The following is a 22,635-nucleotide window of genomic DNA, read 5'->3' on the forward strand; positions in this document are numbered from 1 at the left end:
GCCACGCCACCGGAAACGACCGGAACGGCACGCACCCGTAGCTCAGCTGGATAGAGCACCAGACTACGAATCTGGGGGTCAGGAGTTCGAATCTCTTCGGGTGCGCCATTTTCTTTCCTAAAAAACAGGTCCTGAAACACGCGATGTTTCTCGCTTGCCATGTGGCTTGAAACGGTAAATCCGTTCCGCCAGATGCTTCGGCCGCTGCGACACCCGGCAGGACCGAAGGAATTCCGAACCTTCCGAATATATGTTAAAATCATCCGGTCATCGATGGCCCGGGGTGAAAGCCATGTTGGAAGCGGACAAGGTATTTGCGGGTTCGATTCCGGAAAATTACGACCGCTATATGGTGCCGTTGATTTTTGCGCCGTTCGCCGCTGATCTGGCGCGACGGGCGGCGGCCCTGATGCCGATTGATATTCTGGAGGTCGCCGCGGGAACCGGTGTCGTCACGCGAGAACTGGCTCCCCGATTATTGCCTGCCGCAAACTATGTGGTGACCGACCTCAATCGGCCGATGCTCGATTTCGCCGCGTCGCGGGAGGCCCCGGATCACCGCATAAAATGGCAACAGGCGGACGCCCAGACGCTGCCTTTTGAAAGCGCTGTTTTCGACCTCGTCTTCTGCCAGTTCGGTGCGATGTTTTTCGGTGATCGCCTGTCGGCCTATCGAGAGGCAAAGCGGGTGCTGAAGCCCGGTGGGCATTATTTATTCAACGTCTGGGATCGTATCGAGGAAAACCACTTCGCGAATGATGTGACGAACGCCCTGGCGCGCCTGTTCCCCGATGATCCGCCGCGCTTCATGGTCCGTACCCCGCATGGTTATCATGATGTGGCCGTGATCCGCCGCGAACTGGAGGATGCCGGGTTTTCCCGCGTGACGATCGAGACGGTGGCGGCGCAAAGCCGCGCCTCTTCGCCGCGTATTCCAGCGATCGCTTATTGTCAGGGAACCGTTCTGCGGACGGAAATCGAGGCAAGGGCTCCCGGAAAGCTGGATGCCGCGACGGATTATGTCACCACGGCCATTGAAACGCGTCATGGCGGCGGTGAGGTTGCCGCCAAAATTCAGGCGCATGTGATTCTCGCCGCCGTATAAATCGGCGCCTCAAGGCTGGTTTCCGAGTCCATGAATAAGCGCCGGGAATATTCTGTAATGTCCCCCTCAATATTAGTGGTTTTGGATAGAGGCCTATACAGCAAGGTTTTCCGATCACCCGACATTTCCGGGCTTTCGAGTGTCATCGAACTTTCCCCGAACCTTCGTCATATTGTCATACAATAAAAGCATATGCGCTCCAGAAAAGGAGCGCAGAATGACGCCACAATCACTTGAACTTTCGGGCATCGGCAAAGGCTTCGGGGCCGATGATGTTCTGAAAGAGATCGATCTCTCAATCCGTCCAGGCGAGTTTTTATCCCTCGTTGGTATGTCGGGCTGCGGCAAGTCCACGCTGTTGCGTATCATTGCGGGCCTGGAAACGCCGGATCGCGGTTCGGTTTCGATCGGCGAGCAGGATGTGACGGAGATTGATCCGAGCGATCGCAATCTGGCGATGGTTTTCCAGTCCTACGCCCTTTATCCGCATATGAGCGTGCGCCAGAACATCGCGACGCCGCTCAGGATGCGACGCCTGCCTTTTGCTGCACGCCTGCCGCTGATCGGACGTTTTGCGGCGCCCGCTGAAACATTGAAGCAGATCGATGCCGCCGTCGAACAGGCGGCCGAGACCCTGCAGATCGCGCATCTGCTGGATCGCAAGCCGGCGCAGCTTTCCGGCGGCCAGCGTCAGCGTGTGGCGCTCGCCCGGGCGCTGGTGCGTTCGCCTGCAGCCTTCCTGATGGATGAGCCGCTCTCCAACCTCGATGCGAAACTTCGCGCGCACATGCGTGAGGAACTGGCGGGCCTGCACCGCCGGCTTGGGGCAACCTTCATCTACGTCACCCATGACCAGATCGAAGCCATGACCATGTCCGACCGCATCGCCCTGATGTCGGAAGGCCGCATCGAGCAGCTGGGCACGCCGGACGAGCTTTACCGCAAGCCCGCGACGCTGACGGTCGCGCGTTTTATCGGCACGCCTTCGATCAACCTGCTGCCGGTCGAAATCGATACGCAGGGCAAGATCACGGCTTTTGGGCGCGATCTCGGCATTGAAGGTGCCGGCCGCGATGCTGGCCCGGCGACGCTCGGCCTTCGTGCCGAAGACTTGCGTCCGGGCGAAGAGGGTTTTGCCGTGCGCGTGGTGCGCAGTGAAACCCACGGCGCCGATCGTTTCGTGAGCTGCCGCCTGCTGAGCGACGAGACCGTCGCCATCACCCTGCGTCAAGTCGCGGGCGAGGCGCTGGGTGCCGATGCGAATGGCGTCATGAATCTCGGCTTTGCGCCGGAACGCGCGCATCTCTTCGCGGCCGATGGGCTGCGTCGCAAGGTGACGGTGCGCGAACGGGTGCCGGCATGACGGCGGTTGATTTCTCCTCGGCTGCACGGGCGACGGCTCGCCGGCGGCTGTCGAAGGCGGACCGGCGGATGATCTGGCGCGGCCTGATGTTCGCAGCCCCCGCAAGCCTGCTGCTTCTGGCGATCTATATTGTGCCGATGCTTGTTCTGGCAGGTTTTTCCGTCACCGATTATCAGCTGGGTGCGCTTTCCACGCGTTTTGTCGGTCTTGGAAATTTCATCAAGGCGTTTCAGGATCCGGTTTTCCTGCGCGCCCTGGCCAATACCGCCATCTATGCGCTCATCGTTATTCCCTTCGGCGTCTTTCTGGCGCTCGGCGTGGCTTTGCTCGTATATAACCGCAAGCGCAGCCGCGCTTTCTGGGAAGTGGCTTATTTTCTCCCCGTCACCGCAACACTCGTCGCCATGGCGACCGTGTGGCAGTTCCTGCTGCACCCTTCGCTTGGTCCGGTGAATGCGGCGATCAAATGGCTTGGTCTCGAACCGGTCGCCTTCCTCTCCAATCCCGTCCTCCTCATTCCCACCATGGCGCTGATGGGCGTCTGGCAGATCCTCGGATTCAACATGGTGCTGTTCCTTGCCGGCCTCACGGCCATTTCGAAGGATCTGCACGAGGCGGCGCGGCTGGATGGCGCCAAGAACCCGGTCGACCGCTTCCTGACCGTGACTTGGCCGATGCTTGGGCCGACGACCATGTTCGTGGTGGTCACCACCTCCATTTCGGCCTTCAAGGTGTTCGAGACGGTGGCTGTGCTCACCAAGGGCCGCTTCGGATCGGAAACCCTGCTGTTCGATCTCTATCTCGAAGGTTTCGAATATTCGAACACCGGTTATGCCGCCGCGCTGACGATTATCTTCCTCGCGATCGTGCTGGTCCTGTCTATCGGCCAGACGCTGCACATGGACCGGAAGGTGCATTACTGATGGCCGCACTCCGCAAATATCTCCCACATCTCGTGCTTGCCCTTGGCGCTTTCGTGATGCTCCTGCCGTTCTACTGGATGGTGCTGACTTCGATCCGCTCGCCGGCGGAAATATTCGATGTCTCGCTCTGGCCGATCCCGCAAAAATTCGACGCTGTCGATAATTACGCCCGGGCGGCGGGTCAGGTGCCGATGGCGCGTTTCATGCTGAACGGCGTCATCGTCTGCGTCGGCATTCTCGTCGTGCAGGTGCTGACATCGGTTCCGGCTGCCTATGCGCTGGCAAAGCTCCGGTTCCCGGGCCGCAAGCTGCTGCTGGGCCTCGTTATTGCGGCGCTCTGCGTTCCCATTCAGGCGCTTGCATTGCCGCTTTTCGTCGGTCTGGCCAAGACGGAACTTCTGAATACCTATTTCGCGATGATGATGCCGTTCTTCCTTTCGGTCTTCGCCATCTTCCTGTTCAACCAGTCCTTCCGCAGCTATCCGAATGAAATCATCGAGGCTGCCCGCATGGACGGGTTCTCGGAAATGGAGATTTGCTGGGGACTGGTCCTTCGCGGGTCGCTGCCTTCGCTCGCCGCCTTCTCGATCTTCTCGCTCGTTGCCCACTGGAACGACCTGTATTGGCCGATGATCGTGGTCTCCGACACCAATCTCGCGCCGCCGCCGCTTGGCATGATGCTTTTCGCGGATGTCGAATCCGGCGCGAATTATGGTGCGCTGATGGCGGGCGCCACACTGATTACCGCGCCGATGGTGCTGTGCTTCCTCCTCGCACGACGGCACTTCATCGCCGGTATTACCATGACCGGCGTCAAGTGACGCCGTTCAGACTTCCTCCTCCCAACCTCTCTGGAGACTGACATGAAACTCAACCGACGCGCTGTGATGGGCGGTCTGGCTCTCGGCATGGCTTTTGCGGGCCTCGCTCAGCCGGTTCTGGCCAATGAAATCACGCTCAACGTTCTCTACAACCTGCCGGGCTTCACCAAGTTTCATCAGCCGCTGGCCGATGAATTCATGAAGAAGAACCCTGATGTGAAGATCAGCTTCCTCGCTCCGGCCGCCGGTTACAATGAAGGCCAGCAGCAGGTTCTGCGCTCTGCCGTCACTGGCAATCTGCCTGACGTTTATTTCTCGGGTTACAACCTGACGGCGGAACTCGTTCACACGCTTGCACCGCGCAACCAGATCACGGATCTCGGCCCGTTCATTCAGGCTGAAGGCGGCCAGGCCTTCCTTGACAAGAACTACAGCCCCAAGATGGCCGCACTCGGCCAGATCGACGGTAAGCAGTACGGCCTGCCGGTCAACGCCTCCTCGCCGATCATCTACATCAACTCCGACCTCGTCACCAAGGCTGGCGGTGATCCGGACAAGATGCCGACGACCTTTGCCGAGCTCATTGCTCTTGCAAAGAAGATCAAGGCTCTTGACCCCAAGTTCGCCGGCATGAGCTACGACATCAACGGCTGGCCGGATGACTGGTTGTGGCAGGCGCTCATCGTCGAACAGGGCGGCAAGCTCGTCGACGAGAAGGCGAAGACAGTTGGCTTCGACAACGAGATCGGCCTCAACGCCCTGAAGATGACCCGTCAGTTCGTCACCGAAGGCGGCCAGAACCTGCTCGACTGGGATCAGTCTCGCCAGCAGTTCGGTGCAGGCCTCACCGGCTTCATCTTCTCGACGCCCGCCCACGTTCAGACGATCCAGGGTCTGGTCGGCGACCGCTTCAAACTGAAGACGGCGACCTTCCCGCTCGACAACAAGGAAAAGGGCGGCGTTCCGACCGGCGGCAACTCGGCTGTTATCCTGACCCAGGAAAAGGCCAAGCAGGATGCTGCCTGGAAGTACCTGAAGTGGATCACCGGTCCGGAAGCGCAGAACACCATTGTTCGCATCACCGGCTACCTGCCGACCAACAAGCTGGCCACCGGCCCGGACTTCCTCGCTCCCTATTATGTCGAGAACCCGAATGTGAAGACCGCGTCGCTTCAGGCTGACCGTTCTCTGCCCTGGGCAGGTTATCCGGGTGGCGATTCCGTTCGCATCTGGCGCACGCAGCGCGACATCATCGGCACCGTCATGCGCGGTGAGGTGACGCCGGAAGCCGGTCTCAAGCAGATCGTCGAGCAGACCAACGCCCTGCTGAAATAAGCAGAGCCATGAAAGAGGCTGCGGGGAAATCCGTTCCCGCAGCCGTTTTGCGCAGAAAGACTTGTCATGAAGATCATCCAGATTACCGATACCCATCTCGTACCGCCCGGCATTGCTGTAAACGGCGTGGACCCGGAAAAGCAGCTGCGCGCGGCGGTGGCCGATATTGTCGAAAAACACGCCGACGCCGATCTTCTTGTCATGACGGGTGATCTTTGTAATTACGGCGAGCCGGAAGCCTATGAGCTGCTGCGCGACATCCTCACGCCGGTCTCCATGCCGGTGAGGCTGATGCTCGGAAACCACGACCGCCGACCGGAATTCGTGGCCGCCTTTCCCGAGCAGCCGCGCGACGACAATGGTTATATCCAGTCCTTCATCGATACGGATTTTGGTCGTTTGCTGTTTCTCGACAGCCACGAAGCTGATGTCATAGGCGGCATGTATGGTGCGGATCGTCTGGCATGGCTGGAGAGTGCGCTGGAAAACCCGAGCGATCTTCCGGTGACGGTTTTCATTCACCACCCGCCGATGGATTGCGGCATCCGCCATTTCGAACATATCGGCATGCATGATGACGGTGCTGTCATGCGCCGCCTCTCCGCCCATCCGGCCGGTATACGTCACATCATTTTTGGCCATATCCATGTACCGATGGCGGGCACGACGGCCGAAGGCATAGCTTACAGCTCCGGTCAGGCCTGCGCGCACCGTTTCATCACCGATATTGATGGTGTCGATCCGCTGTGGACGGGCGGCAATCCCTGTTACCGGGTCATAAGCCTCGGCGCATTCGGTCTGCGTGCCTATGATGCGGAAGTGGGGCAGGTCGTGCTCGGTCAGGCGCCTGTCTGCGAAGGCCCCTGACACCGGACGATTTCAGTGTAGCAGAGAGATGACATCCGCCTCGCCGCCTGTTGTCCGTGCTGAGGGAGAGGTTTTTGCCAATTACAAGGCTGCGGTGGTGAGAAGACCCCGCGGCCTGTCGCGCCGATGCGTCACTTGAGGTTTGTTGAACGGATTTGATGCGCGAGAGCCATGGTTCCGTGCACACCCTTGATCTATGTCAGTTTCATCGATGAAACTGCACGCCATAGTCGCCGAGAGGTGGCCAACAGAATGCCGTGCCATCGTGATGACAGATCATGGAGAAGTGCATGCTTGAAAAGCGTATCCGCAACGCGTCCCTCTTGAACAGGATCGTCAGCGCCGAAGAGGCCGCCAGCCTCATTCAGGACGGCATGACGGTCGGCATGAGCGGCTTCACGCGGGCCGGCGAAGCGAAGGCCGTGCCGCTGGCGCTGGCCGAACGCGCCAAGACGAACCCCATGAAAATCACCCTGATGACCGGCGCATCGCTTGGCAACGATCTCGACAAGACCATGGTCGAAGCGGGCATGCTGGCGCGCCGCATGCCGTTTCAGTCCGATCCGGCTTTGCGCAGGGCGATCAATGACGGCAAGGTGATGTTCATCGATCAGCATTTGTCCGAAACGGTCGAGCAATTGCGCGGCGGCCAGATCCACGGTGTCGATATCGCTATTGTCGAGGCTGTGGCGATCACGGCGGAAGGCGGCATCGTGCCAACCACTTCCGTCGGCAATTCCGCGAGCTTCGCCATTCTGGCCGACAAGGTCATCGTCGAAATCAACTTGTCGCAGCCCGAGGTGCTGGAGGGGCTGCATGATATCTTCATTCCCGCCAAGCGCCCGACCCGCATGCCCATTCCGGTGGTGGCAACGGATAGTCGTGTCGGCCTGCCCTTCATCCCGGTGCCGCCGGAAAAGATCGCGGCCATCGTGCTGAGTGACAAGAGCGACAGTTTTTCAACCGTGCTGCCGCCGGATGACGAGACCAAGGCCATTGCAGGCCATCTCACCGAGTTCCTGTTGAACGAGGTGCGTCACGGCCGCATGACCCATGAACTCCAGCCGCTTCAGGCCGGTATCGGCACCATTGCCAATGCTGTCATGCATGGTTTCATAGATACGCCGTTTCACGATCTCAAAATGTATTCGGAGGTCCTGCAGGATTCGACTTTCGAACTGTTTGATGCGGGCAAGCTGACCTTCGCCTCGGGTTCGTCGATTACCCTGTCTTCCGCCATGAACGAGCAAGTGATGCCGCGACTGGCGGAGTACAAGAGCAGGTTGATCCTGCGCCCGCAGGAGGTCAGCAATCACCCGGAAGTCATCCGCCGCCTTGGCATTATCGGTATCAACACGGCGCTGGAGTTCGATATTTACGGAAACGTCAATTCCACACATGTCGGCGGAACGCACATGATGAACGGCATCGGCGGTTCGGGGGATTTCGCCCGCAACGCCTATATGTCCATCTTCGTCACCAAATCGATCGCCAAGGGCGGGGCAATTTCCAGTGTCGTACCGATGGTGAGCCATGTCGATCATACCGAACATGATGTCGATATCCTCGTCACCGAGACCGGGCTTGCCGATCTGCGCGGTCTCGCACCTCGCGAGCGTGCGGCGGTTATCATCGCGAATTGCGTGCACCCCCATTACCGGGATGCGCTGACGGATTATTATCAGCGGGCGGTGGCGCGGGGCGGGCACACGCCGCATCTCATCGAAGAGGCGCTATCCTGGCATGAGGCTCTGCGCGAAAGGGGCACGATGCTGCCGCAGAAATAGGCCTGCGTTTTTTTAAAGGCGCCCCCGCCACCGGCTCAACCGCCATACAATTGGGTCTGTTTGGACACACCGGGGCGGAAATTGTCCGCTCTTGGGTCAGGTTGCTGGCGTGGCGGTTCCGCCTCCGGTAGAAAATCCTCTCCCCCGGCTGCTTTCCGGCTGCCTCTGGGTTGTAGGAGAGTGATGTGATGCCCATTCGCTTCGTGGCCATAATCGCCATTGTCGCCCTGCTCGCCGGTTGCGGGGGGCGTCCGATCGGGGTCATGACGCCGACGGGGCAGACCGTGGCGGGAACCACGCCGGTCAATCTTCTCGTCGCCACCACCCGCGCGCCATCGGAAAACGCCGCCGTGCTTTTTGGCGGCGAGCGTGGAACGGGTCTGAAGGTGGATGCGGTGACGGTTTCCATTCCGCCCAACGCCAACCGCAAGGTCGGGCAGGTGCAATGGCCGAAGAAGCTGCCGCCGAATCCGCTGAAGGATTTCACCACGGTGGCGGTGGAGCCCATTCGCTCGGAAGCCGAGACCAGAAGCTGGATCGGCAGACATATCCAGAAGGACCGGCGGGTGCTGGTCTTCGTTCACGGTTTCAACAACCGGTACGAGGAATCCGTTTATCGTTTCGCGCAGATCGTCCATGATTCCGGCACTGACGTCGTGCCCGTCGTCTTCACCTGGCCGTCGCGAGCGAGCATCTTTGACTATAACTACGACAAGGAAAGCACCAACTACTCGCGCGATGCGCTGGAGGAGATGCTAACCCGCCTCGCCAAGGACAGGTCCATCGGCGAGGTCACGGTCATGGCCCATTCCATGGGCACCTGGCTTGCAGTGGAGGCGCTGCGCCAGATGGCCATCCGCAATGGCCGTGTCGATCCGAAGATCGGTAATGTCATCCTCGCGGCGCCGGATCTTGATGTGGACGTGTTCAGCCGGCAATTCGCAAGCCTCGGCAAAACCCCGCCGAAATTCACACTTTTCGTTTCGCAGGATGACCGCGCGCTCAGCCTGTCGCGCCGCATTTCCGGCAATGTCGACCGTCTCGGCCAGATCGACCCATCCGTCGAGCCCTATCGCAGCGAGCTTGAAAAAGCCGGTATCACCGTTCTCGATCTCACCAAGCTGCAATCCGGCGATCGTCTGAACCATGGCAAATTTGCCGAGAGCCCCGAGGTCGTGCGTCTGATTGGCGACCGCCTTATCGCCGGGCAGACGGTAACGGATTCCGACGTCGGTCTCGGCGAAGCTCTTGGCGCTGTCAGCATTGGTGCTGCGCAGACCGTTGGAACGGCGGCCAGCGTGGTGGTCAGCGCACCGATTGCAGTCTTCGATCCTCGCACGCGGGAAAATTATGGCAGGCAGGTGGAACGACTGGGCCGCTCCATGGAAAACACGGTCGGATCGGTGGGGGATACGGCCAGCTCCGTAGTGGACGATCAGGCGCTTCAATCGTCAAGGGTGAACTGCGATGCTGCTGCCAACCGAAACCGGGCGGAATGCCGTAACCGCTAAGCTACGATGCGAGAAAGGGCGCGGAAACGCTAAGCGTTTTTGTCATCACATTCTCGCAGATTTGTATACAGCTTGTATTTTTATCTGTATGGTCCGGTTAATAACCCCACTTCCGGAGTAAGACCCATGCGTTGGAAACGCACCCTCCAGCTTCTCGATGTCCATTGCGAAGGCGAAATCGGTCGTGTCGTCACTGGCGGCGCGCCGAAAATTCCCGGCAATACCGTGGCCGAACAGCTTCACTGGATGAATACCGATCCGCAGGGTGAGGCGTTGCGCCGCTTTCTGACGCTGGAGCCGCGCGGCACGCCCATGGGCTCGGTCAATCTTCTCCTGCCGCCGAAACATCCGGATGCGCATGCGGCTTTCGTCATTCTCCAGCCGGATCAGGCGCATGCCAGCTCGGGCTCGAATTCCATCTGCGCAACGACAGCGCTGCTGGAAAGCGGCATGGTGGAAATGCAGGAACCGGAAACCGTCATCATTCTGGAAACGGCTGCCGGTCTGGTAAAGGCCACGGCCACCTGCCGGGACGGTCGTTGCGAAAAGGTCAAGCTGACCATGGTGCCGTCCTTCGTGCACGAGCTGGATGTCAGCATCGACACGCCGGAATGGGGCAGGGTGACGATGGATATCTCCTATGGCGGCATTTTTTATGCGCTGGTCGATGTCCGCCAGATCGGCCTCACGATCGAAAAGGCCAATGCCGCAAAGCTGGTCTCGGCGGGCATGATCCTGAAAGATTTGGTCAACCGCGAAATGACCGTCGTCCATCCGGAAATCCCGGCCATCTCAGGCGTCGCCTATGTGATGTTCCGGGATGTGGATGCGGACGGTTCCATCCGCACCTGCACCACCATGTGGCCGGGCCGGGCGGATCGCTCGCCCTGCGGCACCGGCAACTCCGCCAATCTTGCCACGCTTTATGCGCGCGGCAAGGTGAAGGTGGGAGATGAATATAAATCCCGCTCGATCATCGGTTCGGAATTCGATGTCGGCCTTTCCGCCGTCACCGAGGTGGCGGGCCGCCCGGCCGTCATTCCCACCATCGCCGGGCGCGGCTTCACCTTCGGGCTGCATCAGGTCGGCCTCGATCCCTTCGACCCCCTGGCGGATGGTTTCGCCATGACCGATGTCTGGGGGCCGGAAGCGGGCAACATCTGAGGCATGTCTCAAAAAAATGACATTTACAGCCGCTCGATGGACTTTGGCGGCTGTTTTCCCGTGGCAAAAGATGATAAGCGGGCGCCAATTCCGTCATACTCCGAGGTATCCCGATGAAGTCGCTCACCCTGCGCCGCCCTGATGACTGGCACCTGCACCTGCGTGACGGGGCAATGCTGGAAGGAGTGATCGGGGATACGAGCCGCCATTTCGCCCGCGCCATCATCATGCCGAACCTGGTGCCGCCGGTCGTCACCACGGTCGATGCCCGCGCCTATCGCGAACGCATTGTCAGGGCCATTCCGGCAGGCGATCGTTTCGAGCCGCTGATGACCCTCTATCTGACGGAGGACACGCAGGCCGACGATGTGGAAGAGGGTAAAAAAAGCGGTCTCGTCACCGCCGTAAAGCTCTATCCGGCTGGCGCGACCACCAACTCCCACGGGGGTGTGCGCGATTTCAACAAGGCCATGCCGGTTCTGGAACGCATGGCGAAGATCGGTCTGCCGCTCTGCGTGCATGGCGAGGTGACGACGCCGGAGGTCGATATTTTCGATCGCGAGAAAGCCTTCATCGATACGGTTCTGGAACCCCTGCGCCAGCGTCTGCCAGAGTTGAAGGTGACCATGGAGCACATCACCACCCGCGACGGCGTGGACTACATCAAGTCGTCCAAGTCCAATCTGGCCGGCTCCATCACCACGCACCACCTCATCATCAATCGTAACGCCATTCTGGTCGGCGGTATCAAGCCGCATTATTATTGCCTGCCCGTTGCCAAGCGCGAGGAGCACCGGCTGGCGCTGCGGGCTGCTGCGACTTCGGGCGACGCCCGCTTCTTTCTCGGCACGGATTCCGCCCCGCATGTGGACCCGCTGAAGGAATGCGCCTGCGGCTGCGCCGGCATTTATACCTCGATCAATACCATGAGCTGCCTTGCCCATGTCTTCGAGGATGAAAACGCCCTCGATAAACTGGAAGCCTTCGCGTCGCTCAACGGCCCGGCCTGGTATGGTCTTGCGCCGAACGAGGAGACGATCACGCTGGTCAAGCGCGAGGAAGCGGTGTCGTTTCCCGCCAAGATCGAAACGGGCGCCGGGCCGGTGACCGTGTTCGACCCGATGTTCCCGCTCCATTGGGATGTAAGCTGATTTTTTTATGACCGCCGGCACTGCCGGCGGTTTTGTTATGGTCCCCAGGCATTCGCCCTTCGGCGCCGCCTGCGGATGCCTGCAATGCTGAACCGAGATGTTGTGCTTTCCGAAAACCGATCCGGGTTTTCGGAGCGATAAACCAAGGCCGAAAAAGGAGAACGCCTATGAACCATTTCACATTCACTGACCGCACCGTCGTTGCGGAACTGGTTGCGAAGATGTTGTGGGAAATCAAGGCGGTCCATTTTAATTCCGAAAGCCCCTACACCTTCGCTTCGGGCATGAAGAGCCCGGTTTACATCGATATGCGCAAGCTCATCTCCTTCCCGCGCATCCGCTCGGCGGCAATGGATCTTGCGGCGGCGGCTGTCATGCGCGAAGCCGGTTTCGAGAAGTTTGACTGTGTGGCGGGTGGTGAAACGGCGGGCATTCCTTTCGCGGCTTTCCTTGCTGAGCGCCTTGGCCTGCCGATGATCTATTGCCGCAAGAAGCCGAAAGGCCATGGCCGCAACGCCCAGATCGAAGGCCATATGCCTGACGGCGCACGGGTTCTCGTCATTGAGGATCTGACGACGGCCGGCGGCTCGATGTTCACCTTCATCGACGCCATCCGTGCGGCGGGCGGTATCGTCGACCACGGCATCGCGCTCTTCTATTACGGCATCTTCGAAGAGGCCGAAGCGCGCTTCGCCAACGGCAATGTCAAGCTGCATTACCTGACGACCTGGCGCGATGTTCTGGCGGTCGCCCGCGCCGAAAAACTGTTTGACGAAGAGACCCTGTCCGAGGTCGAGGCTTTCCTCGATAACCCCCTGCCGTGGTCGGCAAAGCGCGGCGGTGTCAGCGAATTGCCGCAATCGTGATTTCGGATGCGGCCAGCCCGGTTTTGCGGCTGGCCTTCCGATCGATCTTCGTCTAAATCGATTTAAGTCCATTTGATTTGCTGTTTGAGGAGGACCGTAATGATCCTGTGTTGTGGTGAAGCCCTGATCGACATGCTGCCCCGGCAGACGACGCTGGGCGAGGCTGGTTTTGCCCCCTATGCAGGCGGAGCGGTCTTCAACACGGCGATTGCGCTGGGGCGTCTCGGCGTCCCGTCCGCCTTCTTCACGGGTCTTTCCGACGACATGATGGGCGATATCCTGCGGGCAACCCTGCGGGCGAGCAATGTGGATTTCAGCTATTGCGCAATGCTTTCGCGGCCGACCACGATCGCCTTCGTCAAGCTCGTCGATGGCCATGCCACATACGCTTTTTATGACGAGAATACCGCCGGCAGGATGATTACCGAGGCCGATCTTCCGGCGCTTGGCGCGGATTGCGAGGCGCTGCATTTCGGCGCCATCAGCCTCATTCCGGAACCCTGCGGCAGTACCTATGAGGCGCTGCTGGTACGCGAGCACCAAAGCCGCGTCATTTCGCTCGATCCGAATATCCGCCCTGGTTTCATCAAGGACAAGCAGGCGCATATGGCCCGCATCCTCCGTATGGCGGCGAAGTCTGACATCGTAAAATTCTCCGACGAGGACCTTGAATGGTTCGGAGTGGAAGGCGACGAAGAGACGCTCGCACGCCACTGGTTGCATCATGGCGCAAAACTCGTCGTGGTTACCCGGGGCGCCAAGGGTGCCGTTGGTTATTCGGCCAATTTCAAGGTGGAAGTGGCGTCCGAACGGGTAGAGGTAGTCGATACGGTCGGTGCGGGCGATACATTCGATGCCGGCATTCTCGCTTCGCTGAAAATGCAGGGCCTTCTGACCAAGGCGCAGGTTGCCTCGCTGACGGAAGAGCAGATCAGGAAGGCTTTGGCGCTGGGTGCGAAGGCTGCGGCGGTCACGGTCTCGCGGGCCGGCGCGAATCCACCCTTTGCGCATGAGATCGGTTTGTGATGGGCGCGGTTGAACCATTTTGAACAGGTGGTTCAACACTCTTCCCGCCGCTAAAGCGGTAAAAAACCGTTATTTCGATATTATGAAGCTTGTGTCCGCTGTTTTTTCACGAAACAAGCATCGCATGAGCGTTCCCAAGTCCCATCCTTTTGATTTCGACCCGACCTATGGCATGCAGCGTGAACAGTTGCTGGCCATCACCCCGCCCGAGGCGCCGCCGGGCTTCGATGATTTCTGGAAAAAGCGCTATCGCCGCGCACTCGCCACAGATCCTCGACCGGTACTGCGCAAGAGCAGGCTCAGCGACCCCCGCTGGCATGTCCTCGATATGACCTACACCTCCACCGGCGGTTTTCGTATCGGCGGGTGGCTGCTGCTACCGCGCGAAGGGCAGGTGCGTCGCGGCCTCGTTGTGGGTCATGGTTACGGCGGTCGTGAGGCTCCTGATTTCGACGTGCCGGTGGAAGAAACAGCCGTGCTGTTTCCCTGTTTTCGCGGGCTTTCGCTGAGCGCCTGTCCGCCGATCTCGTCCGACCCGGCCCTCCATGTTCTCTATAATATCGACAGGAAAGACGATTACATCATTGGCGGCTGCGTCGATGATCTGTGGGTTGCCGTTTCCACGCTCATAAGCCTTTATCCCTGGCTGGACGGGCAGGTGGGGTATAGCGGCATCAGTTTCGGCGGCGGAATCGGCGCCCTGGCCATTCCTTTCGACGAGCGTATTGATCGCGGTCATCTGGTGGTCCCCACATTCGGACATCGGCCGTTCTGGCTGACGCTGCCCACCGTCGGCAGCGCGGATGCGGTTCAGACGTACCAGAAGACCCATGCCAATGTGCTTGAAACGCTGCGCCTGTTCGATGCCGCCTGCGCCGCCGCCCGCATAAAAGTGCCGATGCTGGTCGCGCCTGCGCTTTTCGATCCGGCAGTGGCGCCGCCTTGCCAGTTCGCCGTGGCCAATGCGCTGCCACAATCAAAATTTAATGAAATCTTCATCCTCGACGCCGGACATTTCGATTACCCTGACAGCGCATCGCAAGATGCGGTCCATAAGGACAAGGTCAGACGGTTTTTCAAGGTGTCATGAAACGCGAATATCTCCGCTGGTATAGTCAAAGGCTCCATCGCGACATGGAGCTGTTAATATTCGGACATTCTGGCGCCAAGGTGCTGATGTTTCCCACCCGCGACGGGCGTTTCTTCGAATATGAGGAACTGGGCCTTGTTGGCAGTCTGGCCGACAAGCTGGAGGCGGGCCACCTTCAGCTTTATTGCATAGAGGGGCTGGCCAGAGAGACCTTCTATGCGGCCGGGCGTCATCCCGCCGATCGCATTCGCCGGCATACCGCTTTCGAAGAGTATATTCTGAACGAAGTGCTGCCGCTGATGGCCGAGAAAAACCCGAATAGTGACACGATCGTGCAGGGCTGCAGTCTCGGTGCGTTTCAGGCCGCCAGCCTCGTCTTTCGCCACCCGCATCTGTTTCGCAAGCTCGTCGCCTTTTCCGGTCGTTATGATCTGACGATGAAGGTGGAATCCTTCGGTGATCTGTTCGACGGTTATTACGATGACGACGTCTATTTCCACATGCCGAGCCATTTCCTGCCGGGCCTCGCCTGCCCATGGCGGCTTGATCACCTGCGGCGTATCGACATGGTCTTCACCATCGGCGATGCCGACCCGTTTCTGGACAACAATCACCATCTGAGCCGGGTCCTGTCGGACAAGCAGGTGGGGCATCAGATGCACGTCTGGGACGGCCGCGCCCACCGTGCGGGTGCGTGGCGCAAGATGGCGGCGCTTTATATTTGAAGTAAAAATGGAAATAGAAAATCACGACGAGGATTTAAAATACGCAATGGATTTAATTTTTAATTATTTTTCTAAAATAAAAGAATTTTTAGAAAATAATACTTACAAAAATATTATGGGCGCTCTGATTGTATTTTTCTCTGCTCCGTTTTTTTTGGAAGTAATCGGTCTGAAATGGGTTCCCTCCCTTGACTGGGTTTCGCAGATCAACACCGTAGCGACCATTATAGGTGTTGTGACGGCCGCTTGGTCTTTTGCAGCCGCAATGTGTTCGGAAAAAGAAGTTACCGATTGGGGGAAGTTCACCAGGGTACTGACAATTATATTTTCTCCCATCTTCTTTTATTTTTTGGCAAGGAACGCGACGGTCGTTGTGGTGCCGATGTTTTTTGCGCTGGTCGCAGGACACGAAGTCGAGCTTCCCTTCATCGTTTCCGACACTGACGCCGGTCGAAGGGGCTGTTCCGATGCGATAGAAATAGCGGATCAGCTAATATTGCATGAAGAGATTTGCAGGATTCCCTTGGAGATTAGACTTAGTTTAAATGCCGGTGACAAAGTCATGGTCGTTGGCCGTGGCAACGATTTTGGCGTGTTTCCGAAACGTGTTTATCGAGTTGAATAGTTAAAACCCCCGCACATTAGGCATCAAGCAACGCCTGCAAGTCGGGTTCAAGAATGCCCATTTTATTCCGGCGTGAAAACGAAGCGATATTTCACAGTGTAACAACCTCGCTTCTCAGCCTTGTGACAACGTTTTGTCTCGCGAGAATGAGCCGGAAGCTTCCTTCCGGCTCCTATCAAAATGGTAAATCTCACCCCGCCAGTCCCGCCAGCGCCTTCACCAGACCCTGTGTCGAGCTGTCATGGCCGGCAGCGCTTTCCTTGCCTTCAACGACGGGAAGCAGGCCGGTCGCCAGTTCCTTGCCAAGCTCCACGCCCCACTGGTCGAAGGAGTTGATGCGGAACAGCACGCCTTCCACGAAGACGCGGTGTTCGTAGAGCGCGATCAGGCGGCCAAGCGCAAAGGGCGTCAGCTTGTCGTAGACGAAGGTGATGGACGGACGGTTGCCGGTGAAAACGCGGTGCGGCGCGATGAAATCGGCGAGCTTGTCTTCCATGCCCTTGGAGGTGAGCTGGGCTTTCGCTTCGGCGAGCGTGCGGCCTTTCATCAGGGCTTCCGACTGCGCCAGGCAATTGGCGATGAGAAGCTGGTGCTGATGGTGCAATTCGGGCTCAAAACCGTTGGCGGCGATCATGAATTCCGCCGGAATGACGCTCGTGCCCTGGTGGATGAGCTGATAGAAGGCGTGCTGGCCGTTGGTGCCGGGCTCGCCCCAGACAACTGGGCCGGACTGGCCTTCGACCGGCGTGCCGTCGATGGTCACACCCTTGCCGTTCGATTCCATGTCGAGCTGCTGCAGATAGGCGGGGAAACGCGAGAGCCGCTGGTCATAGGGCAGGATTGCCCGGGTCGGATAGTTCAGCACGTTGCGGTTATAAAAACCGATGAGGCCGAGCAGCATCGGCAGGTTTTCGCGGATTGGCGCCTCCCGGAAATGCCTGTCCATGGCGTGTGCGCCATCCAGGAACTTGCCGAAATTATCCGGGCCGATGGCAAGCATCAGCGGCAGGCCAATGGCCGACCAGATCGAATAACGTCCGCCAACCCAGTCCCAGAAACCGAAGATGCGATCGCTTTCGATACCGAAGGCGGCGACCTTGTCCAGCGCGGTCGAAACGGCGGCGAAATGGTGCTTTACGGCCTCTTCACCCAGCTTTTCGGCGATGAAGCGGCGCGCGGTGGCGGCATTCGTCATCGTTTCGATAGTGGTGAAGGTCTTCGACGCGACGATGAAGAGCGAGGTCTCGGGATCAACCAGCTTCAGTGTGTCGGCAATATGTGCGCCATCGATGTTGGAAACGAAATGCGCGCGCGGGCCATCATGGAAAGGTGCGAGCGCCAGCGTCGCCATGACCGGGCCGAGATCGGAGCCGCCAATGCCGATATTGATGACATCCGTAATCTTCTTGCCGGTCGCGCCCTTCAGCGAACCGGAACGGATCGCATCGGCAAATTTGCCCATGGCCACCAGAACGGCGTTCACATCAGGCATCACGTCCTTGCCGTCGACGAGAACCGGCGTGTTGGAGCGATTGCGCAGCGCGGTATGCAGCACGGCGCGATCTTCGGTGAAGTTGATTGCCTTGCCGGAGAACATCTCCTCGCGCTTGGCCTCGACACCGCCTTCGCGTGCGAGCTGCTCGAGAAGCGTGACGATCTCCTCATTCACGGCGCATTTGGAATAATCCATCAGCAGGTCATCGAATTTGGCGCTGAAACGGCTGAATCTCTTGTCGTCGGCCGCAAAGGCGGCGCGAAGATCGGTTGCGGCTGTGCTGCTCGCCGTTGCTTTCAGTTTTTCGATGGTGGCCTGCATCTTGTGCTCCTCGGCTTCCGTGGAAGGATGAGGAAACTATTCTTTTTCAGGCGGCCAAATCAAGGCGACTTTGAGAAAAGAAAAGGGCCGGGATGAAAGAAAGAGCCGGTCGCCCGGCTCTCCCCATTGGCTGAAACAATCAGTTCAGATTGCGCAATTCGCGCCGCAAGATTTTGCCGACATTCGATTTCGGCAGCTCAGTGCGGAACTCGATGATTTTCGGCCGTTTGTAGTTCGTCAGGTTCTTGGCGCAGAACGCCTTGAGCTCCGCTTCCGTCAGGGACTGGTCCTTCTTGACCACGAAAAGTTTGACCGTTTCGCCCGAATGTTCATCCGGAACACCGATTGCCGCGCACTCCAGCACGCCCGGATGGCTGGCGGCCACTTCCTCCACCTCGTTCGGATAGACGTTGAAACCGGAAACGAGGATCATGTCCTTCTTGCGATCGACGATCTTGGTGTAACCGCGCTCGTCCATGAACCCCATGTCGCCGGATCGGAAGAAGCCGTCCGCGGTCATGGCCTTTGCGGTTTCATCCGGCCGCTGCCAGTAACCGGCCATGACCTGCGGACCGCGGATGCAGATCTCGCCGACTTCCCCTGTTGGCAGGCTGTTGCCGTCTTCGTCGCGAATATCGATTTCGGTCGAGGAAATCGGCAGGCCGATGGTGCCGCTGAATTCCGTGGAATCGAGACGATTGACCGTTGCAACGGGTGATGTCTCGGAGAGGCCGTAACCTTCGGCAATCGGGCAGCCGACGATCGAAAGCCAGCGCTCCGCAACGGGCCTTTGCACCGCCATGCCGCCGCCGAGAACCAGAATGAGGGAGGACAGATCGAGCTTGCGGAAATCCTCGTTGTTCATCAGCGCGTTGAAAAGCGTGTTAATGCCGGGGAAAACATGCGGCTGATAATGCGCCAGCTCCTTCACGAAGCCGGGAATATCGCGCGGATTGGCGATCAGCAGATTATGGCCGCCGAGTGCAATGCCCATCAGCGAATTCACCGTCAATGCGAAGATATGGCAGAGCGGCAGCGCGCAGATGAAGTTGAGAACTTCCGGGCGATCTTTTTTGCCATTGAAGGCCGCGTCCAGCCACAGGCTGATCTGAACCTTGTTGGCCAGAAGATTGGCGTGGGTGAGAACCGCACCCTTGGATACGCCCGTTGTGCCGCCGGTATATTGCAGGAAGGCGATGTCCTGCGCCGTGAGGCTGACTGGCTTCAACGAAAATCCCTGACCTTCCTTCAGCATCGCCTTGAAGCTGATGGAGCCGGGGATGGTATAGGCGGGCACCAGTTTCTTGACCTTGCGAACCACCAGATTGACGATATGTCCCTTGAGGCCGAGCAGATCGCCCATCGCCGCGACGACCACATGCCGGACGGCGGTTTTTGGCGCCGCCTGCTGCGCCACATGCGCGAAGTTTTCCAGCACGAAGATCGCCTTTGCGCCGGAATCCTTAAGCTGATGTTCCAGTTCGCGCGGTGTGTAGAGCGGATTGACATTGACCACGACCATGCCAGCTCGCAGTATCCCGTATACGGCGACGGGATTTTGCAGGATATTCGGCATCATCACGGCAACCCGGTCGCCTTTTTCCAGCCCTCTGGATTGCAGCCAGGCGGCGACCGCGCGGGTTTCAGCGTCCAGTTCGCGGTAGGTCAGGGACTTTCCCATGCTGGAAAAGGCCTTGCGGTCGGCAAATTGCGCACAGCTCTTTTCGAGAAGTTCGACAAGGGAGGCATGGGCGGATGCGGGGATTTCGGAAGGTACGCCCGGCGGATAGGATGCCAGCCAACGCTTCTCTGCGCTGACATTTTCCGGGTGTCCCAGGGACAGTTCACTCATGCTTCTCCTCCCAGAGTCTTTGTTGCGCCGCGCATTCATTGAAATGCGTGAACGGCGCTTTCGGCTGCCTGATGTTCACGAGGTTCCGCATTCAGCCGGCCAATCCGGCCGGGTTGGGGGAACCTCATGTGGCGTCACCGGATCGACCGCTCCTCTCGCTCCCCGGTAACGAATGATAGACGCGTAATCCCTTGGCGTCCATCTCGTCGGCAAAACCTATTTAACTCTAACGTAAACGTCAATATTGCTGCCGCACATCTCGCCAACTCGTGAAGGGAAATGCATTTAGCCGGGCTTTTTTGACTTTAATCCTGATTTGAGCGATCAACATAATTCGCAAAGCAGGACAGGATTGGAAATGGCAGGCAGGGCAGCGCTGGAACTGAAATCGGTCGGGAAAAGATTCGGCGATACGGATGTGCTGTCCGATATCGATCTTTCCGTCGAGCGCGGCGAAATCATTTGCCTGGTGGGGCGCTCCGGCTGTGGAAAATCGACCCTGCTGCGCATTGTGGCGGGCGTGGAGACGCCGGACCATGGCATCGTTTCCCTGAACGGCGCTGTCGTTGCCGGTCCCGCTGTTTTCGTGGAGCCTGAAAAGCGCAATATCGGTTTTGTCTTTCAGGATTATGCGCTGTTTCCGCATCTCACCGTCGAGCAGAATGTCATGTTCGGTCTTCGGTCTTTGCCGAAGGTGGAAGCCCGCCGCCGCGCCGGCGAAATGATCGAACATGTTCACCTGCAGGAACTGGCAAAACGTTATCCGCATACGCTTTCAGGCGGTGAACAGCAGCGCGTGGCGCTTGCCCGTGCGCTTGCCCCGCAGCCCGGTCTGCTGTTGATGGACGAGCCCTTTTCCAATCTGGACAGGGGATTGCGCGACAGCGTGCGCGAGGAAACGCTCGGGCTCCTGCGGCAGCTGGGCACGACGGCAATCATGGTCACCCACGACCCGGAAGAGGCGCTTTCGGCAGGTGACCGTGTGGTGCTGATGCAGCGTGGGCGGATCGTGCAGAGCGGTACGGGCTACGAAATTCACGATAATCCTAAAACCCGCTACGCCGCCGATTTTTTCTGCGCCTTCAACAAGATCGAAGGCCACGTCAGGCAGGGGCGCGTCGAAACACCGCTCGGGCCCCTGGGCGATGCTTCCGATCTGCCGGAAGGCCTTGCCGCCGTCGCCTATGTGCGCCCCAACGCGATTTCGATCATTGAGGATAGCACCGCGAAAGAGGGGATCGCCGGCGAAATATCGAGCCGTGTTTTTCTGGGTGAGATCGAGCAGCTTGGTATAGCCGTGCCCGGCCTGCCGGCGGATTTGCGCGTCAGAACGATGCAGCGTACGCCGACCAAGACCACGGCCGTGCGTTTCGGCATTGATCCGAAGGGCGTTCTGATATTTACTTGAGGTTGAATGAGCGGATTTGCATGTTTGTTTACGCCCCATTTTCAACTCTTGGTGATCAAGTCCCGTCTGAAAACGGCCAAATAAAACTTGATTTACTCCATCAGGTATGATGTTTGCTCCCCCATATTGCCGCCATCGGAGAGGGAGACGACATATGACGAAATTTTCCAAAATTGCCCTGCTTGCCAGCACCGTTGCTTTTGCAGCCGGATCGGTCAGCGCTGCGGAACTGAACATCTACACCACTCGCGAACCGGGCCTGATCCAGCCTCTGCTGGAATCCTTCACGGCTTCGAGCGGCGTCAAGGTCAACACCGTATTTCTGAAGGACGGTCTTGCAGAGCGCGTTCTGAGCGAAGGCGCGAGCTCGCCGGCCGACGTTCTGATGACCGTGGATGCCGGCAACCTCGTTGATCTCGCTGAAAAGGGCGTCACCCAGGCGGTTGAATCCGAAACCCTGACGAAGGCTATTCCCGCCGAGCTTCGCGACGCCAAGGGCCATTGGTTCGCGCTTTCCATGCGCGCCCGCGTTCTCTACGCGGCGAAGGATGTCGATCTCGCCTCCTTCAACTATGAAGATCTGGCGGATGCAAAGTGGAAGGGCAAGGTTTGCATTCGCGCTGGCCAGCATCCCTATAACACGGCGCTCTTTGCCGATTACATCGCCCATTACGGCGCTGCGGACACCGAGAAGTGGCTCGCCGGCGTCAAGGAAAACCTGGCCCGCAAGGCAGGCGGCGGCGACCGCGACGTTGCCAAGGACATCCTCGGCGGCATTTGCGACATCGGGATCGCCAACTCCTATTATGTCGGCCTGATGCGCTCGGGCAAGGGCGGCGAGGAGCAGGTGAAGTGGGGCGACGCCATCAAGGTGGTTCTGCCGACCTTCAAGAATGGCGGCACACAGGTCAATATCAGCGGCGCGGCTGTGGCCAAGAATGCACCGAACAAGGCGGAAGCCGTCAAGCTGCTGGAATATCTCGTCTCCGACGAAGCCCAGAAGATCTATGCGGAAGCCAACTACGAATATCCGGTCAAGCAGGGTGCTGCCCTCAACGAGATCATCGCTTCCTTCGGCACGCTGAAGATCGATAACAAGCCGCTGACGGAAATCGTCTCGCACCGCAAGCAGGCAAGCGAGCTGGTCGACAAGGTCGGTTTCGACAAGTAAAGGCCAATCAGCGATAACATGGTGGAAGG

The 22,635-nt window shown here is 58.8% G+C and carries 19 protein-coding genes and 1 tRNA gene; 18 read left to right on the top strand and 2 right to left on the bottom strand.

Going from position 1 to position 22,635, the window contains the following annotated elements:
• Positions 1 to 31 precede the first annotated feature (31 nt).
• The 16 genes from WDZ78_RS14900 (at position 32) to WDZ78_RS14975 (ending at position 16,359) form a co-directional block, all read left to right on the top strand.
• Positions 32 to 108: transfer RNA gene (locus WDZ78_RS14900), tRNA-Arg, on the top strand.
• A gap of 184 nt (positions 109 to 292) precedes the next feature.
• On the top strand, positions 293 to 1,105 hold the full coding sequence (locus WDZ78_RS14905; protein ID WP_425673446.1) for a class I SAM-dependent methyltransferase: 813 nt from the start codon (positions 293 to 295) through the stop codon (positions 1,103 to 1,105).
• Positions 1,106 to 1,322: 217 nt separating this feature from the next.
• A complete protein-coding gene (locus WDZ78_RS14910) occupies positions 1,323 to 2,468 on the top strand; it encodes an ABC transporter ATP-binding protein (RefSeq protein ID WP_425673447.1) in 1,146 nt (381 codons plus the stop codon).
• Positions 2,465 to 3,391 carry a carbohydrate ABC transporter permease gene (locus WDZ78_RS14915; RefSeq protein WP_425673448.1) on the top strand — a complete coding sequence of 309 codons (927 nt, stop codon included), beginning with the start codon at positions 2,465 to 2,467 and terminating at the stop codon, positions 3,389 to 3,391. The genes WDZ78_RS14910 and WDZ78_RS14915 overlap by 4 nt, the downstream gene beginning before the upstream one ends.
• Positions 3,391 to 4,212 (top strand): carbohydrate ABC transporter permease, encoded by an 822-nt coding sequence (locus WDZ78_RS14920; RefSeq protein ID WP_425673449.1) that lies wholly within the window; start codon positions 3,391 to 3,393, stop codon positions 4,210 to 4,212. Before WDZ78_RS14915 ends, WDZ78_RS14920 begins: the two co-directional genes overlap by 1 nt.
• A gap of 42 nt (positions 4,213 to 4,254) precedes the next feature.
• Positions 4,255 to 5,547: an ABC transporter substrate-binding protein gene (locus WDZ78_RS14925; protein ID WP_425673450.1), complete on the top strand. Its 1,293-nt coding sequence runs from the start codon at positions 4,255 to 4,257 to the stop codon at positions 5,545 to 5,547.
• Positions 5,548 to 5,613: 66 nt separating this feature from the next.
• The gene (locus WDZ78_RS14930; protein ID WP_425673451.1) at positions 5,614 to 6,414 is read left to right on the top strand and encodes a phosphodiesterase; all 801 of its coding nucleotides are present in this window, start codon (positions 5,614 to 5,616) and stop codon (positions 6,412 to 6,414) included.
• A gap of 290 nt (positions 6,415 to 6,704) precedes the next feature.
• Entirely contained in the window at positions 6,705 to 8,201 is a 1,497-nt protein-coding gene (locus WDZ78_RS14935; protein ID WP_425673452.1) for an acetyl-CoA hydrolase/transferase family protein, read from the top strand.
• Positions 8,202 to 8,389: 188 nt separating this feature from the next.
• Complete coding sequence (locus tag WDZ78_RS14940) at positions 8,390 to 9,712, top strand: alpha/beta hydrolase (RefSeq protein ID WP_020011015.1); 1,323 nt, start codon at positions 8,390 to 8,392, stop codon at positions 9,710 to 9,712.
• Positions 9,713 to 9,838: 126 nt separating this feature from the next.
• A complete protein-coding gene (locus WDZ78_RS14945; protein ID WP_003520015.1) occupies positions 9,839 to 10,876 on the top strand; it encodes a 4-hydroxyproline epimerase in 1,038 nt (345 codons plus the stop codon).
• A 113-nt stretch (positions 10,877 to 10,989) separates the two neighbouring features.
• Positions 10,990 to 12,027 carry a dihydroorotase gene (gene pyrC / locus WDZ78_RS14950; protein WP_425673453.1) on the top strand — a complete coding sequence of 346 codons (1,038 nt, stop codon included), beginning with the start codon at positions 10,990 to 10,992 and terminating at the stop codon, positions 12,025 to 12,027.
• 167 nt (positions 12,028 to 12,194) lie between these two features.
• Positions 12,195 to 12,893: an orotate phosphoribosyltransferase gene (locus WDZ78_RS14955; RefSeq protein WP_425673454.1), complete on the top strand. Its 699-nt coding sequence runs from the start codon at positions 12,195 to 12,197 to the stop codon at positions 12,891 to 12,893.
• Positions 12,894 to 12,992: 99 nt separating this feature from the next.
• Positions 12,993 to 13,919, top strand: a complete 927-nt coding sequence (locus tag WDZ78_RS14960; protein ID WP_425673455.1) for a carbohydrate kinase family protein — start codon at positions 12,993 to 12,995, stop codon at positions 13,917 to 13,919.
• Positions 13,920 to 14,043: 124 nt separating this feature from the next.
• Positions 14,044 to 15,009 carry an acetylxylan esterase gene (locus WDZ78_RS14965; protein WP_026363792.1) on the top strand — a complete coding sequence of 322 codons (966 nt, stop codon included), beginning with the start codon at positions 14,044 to 14,046 and terminating at the stop codon, positions 15,007 to 15,009.
• A complete protein-coding gene (locus WDZ78_RS14970) occupies positions 15,006 to 15,734 on the top strand; it encodes an esterase family protein (protein ID WP_026363791.1) in 729 nt (242 codons plus the stop codon). The genes WDZ78_RS14965 and WDZ78_RS14970 overlap by 4 nt, the downstream gene beginning before the upstream one ends.
• A gap of 7 nt (positions 15,735 to 15,741) precedes the next feature.
• On the top strand, positions 15,742 to 16,359 hold the full coding sequence (locus WDZ78_RS14975) for a hypothetical protein (RefSeq protein WP_020011010.1): 618 nt from the start codon (positions 15,742 to 15,744) through the stop codon (positions 16,357 to 16,359).
• 190 nt (positions 16,360 to 16,549) lie between these two features.
• On the opposite strand, the gene pgi is transcribed toward WDZ78_RS14975, so the two are convergent.
• Positions 16,550 to 18,175, bottom strand: coding sequence for a glucose-6-phosphate isomerase (pgi, locus tag WDZ78_RS14980; protein WP_020011009.1), 1,626 nt, complete (start codon positions 18,173 to 18,175; stop codon positions 16,550 to 16,552).
• Between the two features lie 139 nt (positions 18,176 to 18,314).
• Positions 18,315 to 20,027: a long-chain fatty acid--CoA ligase gene (locus tag WDZ78_RS14985; protein ID WP_425673456.1), complete on the bottom strand. Its 1,713-nt coding sequence runs from the start codon at positions 20,025 to 20,027 to the stop codon at positions 18,315 to 18,317.
• 358 nt (positions 20,028 to 20,385) lie between these two features.
• Between WDZ78_RS14985 and WDZ78_RS14990 the strand changes: the two genes are divergently transcribed.
• Together WDZ78_RS14990 and WDZ78_RS14995 are read left to right on the top strand one after the other, a co-directional pair.
• Positions 20,386 to 21,435: an ABC transporter ATP-binding protein gene (locus WDZ78_RS14990; RefSeq protein WP_425673457.1), complete on the top strand. Its 1,050-nt coding sequence runs from the start codon at positions 20,386 to 20,388 to the stop codon at positions 21,433 to 21,435.
• A gap of 154 nt (positions 21,436 to 21,589) precedes the next feature.
• The gene (locus tag WDZ78_RS14995) at positions 21,590 to 22,606 is read left to right on the top strand and encodes an extracellular solute-binding protein (protein ID WP_020011006.1); all 1,017 of its coding nucleotides are present in this window, start codon (positions 21,590 to 21,592) and stop codon (positions 22,604 to 22,606) included.
• The last annotated feature ends 29 nt before the right edge of the window (positions 22,607 to 22,635 follow it).

It is taken from the genome of Agrobacterium sp. M50-1 (assembly GCF_049843495.1).
Classification (GTDB): Bacteria; Pseudomonadota; Alphaproteobacteria; order Rhizobiales; family Rhizobiaceae; genus Agrobacterium; species Agrobacterium radiobacter.

Excerpts from the sequence above, each read along its gene's own strand:
- WDZ78_RS14905 (WP_425673446.1), top strand. The coding sequence starts at position 293 with ATGTTGGAAGCGGACAAGGTATTTGCGGGTTCGATTCCGGAAAATTAC.
- WDZ78_RS14910 (WP_425673447.1), top strand. The coding sequence starts at position 1,323 with ATGACGCCACAATCACTTGAACTTTCGGGCATCGGCAAAGGCTTCGGG.
- WDZ78_RS14915 (WP_425673448.1), top strand. The coding sequence starts at position 2,465 with ATGACGGCGGTTGATTTCTCCTCGGCTGCACGGGCGACGGCTCGCCGG.
- WDZ78_RS14920 (WP_425673449.1), top strand. The coding sequence starts at position 3,391 with ATGGCCGCACTCCGCAAATATCTCCCACATCTCGTGCTTGCCCTTGGC.
- WDZ78_RS14925 (WP_425673450.1), top strand. The coding sequence starts at position 4,255 with ATGAAACTCAACCGACGCGCTGTGATGGGCGGTCTGGCTCTCGGCATG.
- WDZ78_RS14930 (WP_425673451.1), top strand. The coding sequence starts at position 5,614 with ATGAAGATCATCCAGATTACCGATACCCATCTCGTACCGCCCGGCATT.
- WDZ78_RS14935 (WP_425673452.1), top strand. The coding sequence starts at position 6,705 with ATGCTTGAAAAGCGTATCCGCAACGCGTCCCTCTTGAACAGGATCGTC.
- WDZ78_RS14940 (WP_020011015.1), top strand. The coding sequence starts at position 8,390 with ATGCCCATTCGCTTCGTGGCCATAATCGCCATTGTCGCCCTGCTCGCC.
- WDZ78_RS14945 (WP_003520015.1), top strand. The coding sequence starts at position 9,839 with ATGCGTTGGAAACGCACCCTCCAGCTTCTCGATGTCCATTGCGAAGGC.
- pyrC (WP_425673453.1), top strand. The coding sequence starts at position 10,990 with ATGAAGTCGCTCACCCTGCGCCGCCCTGATGACTGGCACCTGCACCTG.
- WDZ78_RS14955 (WP_425673454.1), top strand. The coding sequence starts at position 12,195 with ATGAACCATTTCACATTCACTGACCGCACCGTCGTTGCGGAACTGGTT.
- WDZ78_RS14960 (WP_425673455.1), top strand. The coding sequence starts at position 12,993 with ATGATCCTGTGTTGTGGTGAAGCCCTGATCGACATGCTGCCCCGGCAG.
- WDZ78_RS14965 (WP_026363792.1), top strand. The coding sequence starts at position 14,044 with ATGAGCGTTCCCAAGTCCCATCCTTTTGATTTCGACCCGACCTATGGC.
- WDZ78_RS14970 (WP_026363791.1), top strand. The coding sequence starts at position 15,006 with ATGAAACGCGAATATCTCCGCTGGTATAGTCAAAGGCTCCATCGCGAC.
- WDZ78_RS14975 (WP_020011010.1), top strand. The coding sequence starts at position 15,742 with ATGGAAATAGAAAATCACGACGAGGATTTAAAATACGCAATGGATTTA.
- pgi (WP_020011009.1), bottom strand. The coding sequence starts at position 18,175 with ATGCAGGCCACCATCGAAAAACTGAAAGCAACGGCGAGCAGCACAGCC.
- WDZ78_RS14985 (WP_425673456.1), bottom strand. The coding sequence starts at position 20,027 with ATGAGTGAACTGTCCCTGGGACACCCGGAAAATGTCAGCGCAGAGAAG.
- WDZ78_RS14990 (WP_425673457.1), top strand. The coding sequence starts at position 20,386 with ATGGCAGGCAGGGCAGCGCTGGAACTGAAATCGGTCGGGAAAAGATTC.
- WDZ78_RS14995 (WP_020011006.1), top strand. The coding sequence starts at position 21,590 with ATGACGAAATTTTCCAAAATTGCCCTGCTTGCCAGCACCGTTGCTTTT.